This window comes from Deferribacterota bacterium (assembly GCA_034189185.1).
Classification (GTDB): Bacteria; Chrysiogenota; Deferribacteres; order Deferribacterales; family UBA228; genus UBA228.
In genome coordinates this window covers 1-3,043 of sequence record JAXHVM010000201.1, presented here as the reverse complement: position 1 = coordinate 3,043, position 3,043 = coordinate 1, and the positions used below count along the sequence as shown (strand labels likewise).

Here is a 3,043-nt window from a genome sequence, read left to right as displayed (position 1 = left end):
GTTGTAGCTACAGGTCATAATATGGATGATGAAGCCTCCAGATTGCTTGGAAATATTTTAAAATGGGATTTAACGAGACTTTCCAAACATGAGCCAGTTCTAAAAGCTGAGGGTAATATGCTTAAAAAAAAGGTGAAACCCTTAATGAGACTCACCGACTATGAAATAGCAGCTTATGCTCTAACTAACAAAATAGATTATATCCAAAGGGAATGCCCTATGAGTAAAGGTGCTACAAGTATCTACTATAAAGATGTTCTTAACAGACTAGAAGAAAAATCCCCTGGCACAAAACAGTATTTTTATCTCCAGTTCTTGAAAAATGCCAATATCTTTAAAGAAAACAACACGGGGATAAATAAAATAAAAAAATGTAAAGTATGCGGCATGGAAAGTTTTTCTGAGATATGTACATATTGCAGGCTTATGGAAAAAATAAATGAATAATTTTAATTGCATTAACTAGCCACCATGCCATTCTATTTAATCATAAAATATAAGTTGCATAAAAAACTATAACATAGGTTAATAATATGAATAAAATATTAAAGCGTTATGCCTTAGCTAAAACATCTATATTAAAATAAGCCAAATCCATATTTTGTTGACACTCCTATGATCTTTGTTAAATTAGTCTCTAAATTATAGCATTTGTAGAAGGAGCTCATTTAATGAGAAATTTTTCAGAAATAAAGAGTATCTTAAATAGAATCGACAGAAAAGGATATAAAGCATACAACGATCTAAAAGGTGTTTATAAAGCTGACAACTTTATTTTATTTATAGACAGGGTTCAGGGGGATCCCTTTGCCTCTCCTTCAGATATAAGAATAAGTATAAACAGAAATTATTTGAAATTCCCAGATGAATGCACCAAAAGCAAATCACGTAAGATTGCTTTTGAAGATTATATAGCAAGGATTATAAGAGATTGCTTGATAAAACACAGTAAAACAGTAAAAGGCTCAGGGAAAAGCGGCTCACTTTTTATAAACAGTGGAGCCCAGGAAGTTATAGAGCGCTCCTCAGTAATTACAGATAAAAATTCACTTGAAATACGCTTAAGTGTAGGCCTACCAGCTGCCGGTAGAACAATTTTGGCTAATGAGTGTGAAAAAATATTTTATAGGATTTTGCCAGAAGTTATTGAAACTGTTAAATGGAATAACTTAGATAAAGTTAAATGTATGGAGTTTATTAAATGCATAGAAAATCAAGAAGATATAAGAGAACAACTTAAAGATAAGGGTCTTATTGCTTTTATTGCTAATGAAAGTATACTACCGCGTGAAAGTGGCGATAGCCAAAAACCTATGAAAGAAGCAGTACCTTTCTATTCACCGGAAACTCTAAAAATTAACTTTAATCTAAAAAACCCTATCACAGATAAAGATGGTAATAAAATTACAAAAATTTTTGGGATGGGTATCCCAAAAGGCGTAACTACTATTGTCGGAGGCGGCTTTCATGGAAAATCCACTCTTTTAAATGCATTAAAGATGGGGGTTTATCCTCATATCCCTTCAGATGGTAGAGAATGGACAGTTGTTGATAAAACTGCAGTAAGTATAAGGTCTGAGGATGGAAGAAATGTAGCAGGTATAGATATTAGGTCTTTTGTGAATAATCTTCCTATGAATGTGGATACTTCTTTTTTTAAAACGAGCAATGCCAGCGGCAGTACTTCACAAGCAACAAATATTCTTGAGGCAATAGAGTCAGGAACTAAACTATTACTCATAGATGAAGATACCTCAGCAACAAATTTTATGGTAAGAGACGCTAAAATGCGTGAGCTAATACCAAAGGACTTTGAACCCATTACACCTTTTGTAGAACGTGTTAGGCAACTGCTTGACCATTATGATGTTTCCACAGTTCTTGTTATGGGAGGTAATGGAGATTATTTAGGGAAATCAGATACTGTTCTTATGATGAAAAATTTTAAATGTTATGATGTAACAAAAAAGGCCAAAATTATTTTTGAGAAATATTCAGATATAAACTATGAAACTGAACAAGAAAAACCGCATATTGATTATTCTAGAGTAATTCATGCTGAAACATTTAATTTTATAGAAAGAAATAGAAAATTCAAAATTAAAACTTTAAAAACTGACAGGATTATAATTAATAGAGAAGAGATAGATGTTAGAAATGTAGAACAATTTATTGATGAGTCACAACTTGCAACAACAGGAAAAATACTAAGGCATATATCAGATAATAAATTTCCATTGGCTTACAAAGAAGTGATAAACAATTTGAGAGAAAAATTGGAAAAAAGTGGTTTTGACTTTCTAGATAAAAAATCAGCTTCAATGACAAAACCAAGGCTGTATGAAGTTATGGCAGTACTAAATCGCCTTAGAACCCTTGAACTTTCTAAAAAAGAAAACTAACCGCCCTTTTAATTAAGTGATGCGGAACAAATTATTAAAGCTTACTTTATTTAAAATAAGTATAGTCTTTCCTTATCCTTTTCATTGCCAAATGTGTTTCCCTTGATGTTTTAGGTTAGAGATTATTTATATACAGGCAAATAAATGAAGATATAACAGAGAAAAACAATATTATCTCAAAAACTTTATTCAGTATATATTAAAAATGTGTTAATATAAAGATGCAAAAACTAATAGAGGCAATTTATTATTTGGGGACGAAAAAAGAAAAGCTATAAACAATATAAATATAGAAAATTGACCAAATTAATACATAGCAAAATTTATAATGTTTATTTATATTTATATTAATAAAATAAAAACAATAATTATTTATATAATAATTTTATCTGCCTTTTTTATATCACCTTTAAAAAAGTCTTTGATGGCTAATGAGTTTTCAAGCTGTAAAGCATGCCATAACAATATAGAAGCTGTATCAGATAATCACAATTTTAAATGCATTGATTGTCACAGTGGTAATAATAAAAAACGCACTAAAGAAGAAGCCCATCGTGGGATGGAATGTAAAAATAACCCATCAGATATAGAATGTTGGGATAAAACTTGTGGAAAATGCCACTATTATCAATATAAAAGGG

At 30.6% G+C, this 3,043-nt stretch carries 3 protein-coding genes; all 3 read left to right on the top strand.

What is annotated here, in order from left to right; genetic code table 11:
* On the top strand, positions 1-447 hold a 447-nt coding region (locus SVN78_09850; GenBank protein MDY6821908.1), incomplete at its 5' end, for a tRNA(Ile)-lysidine synthetase.
* Positions 448-671: 224 nt separating this feature from the next.
* Positions 672-2,402, top strand: a complete 1,731-nt coding sequence (locus SVN78_09845) for an ABC-ATPase domain-containing protein (GenBank protein ID MDY6821907.1) — start codon at positions 672-674, stop codon at positions 2,400-2,402.
* A gap of 424 nt (positions 2,403-2,826) precedes the next feature.
* Positions 2,827-3,043: cytochrome C (locus SVN78_09840; protein MDY6821906.1), on the top strand; the 217-nt coding region annotated here is incomplete at its 3' end.

Bases quoted from the DNA above. Each gene is read 5' to 3' on its own strand.
- SVN78_09845 (MDY6821907.1), top strand. From the start codon at position 672: ATGAGAAATTTTTCAGAAATAAAGAGTATCTTAAATAGAATCGACAGA.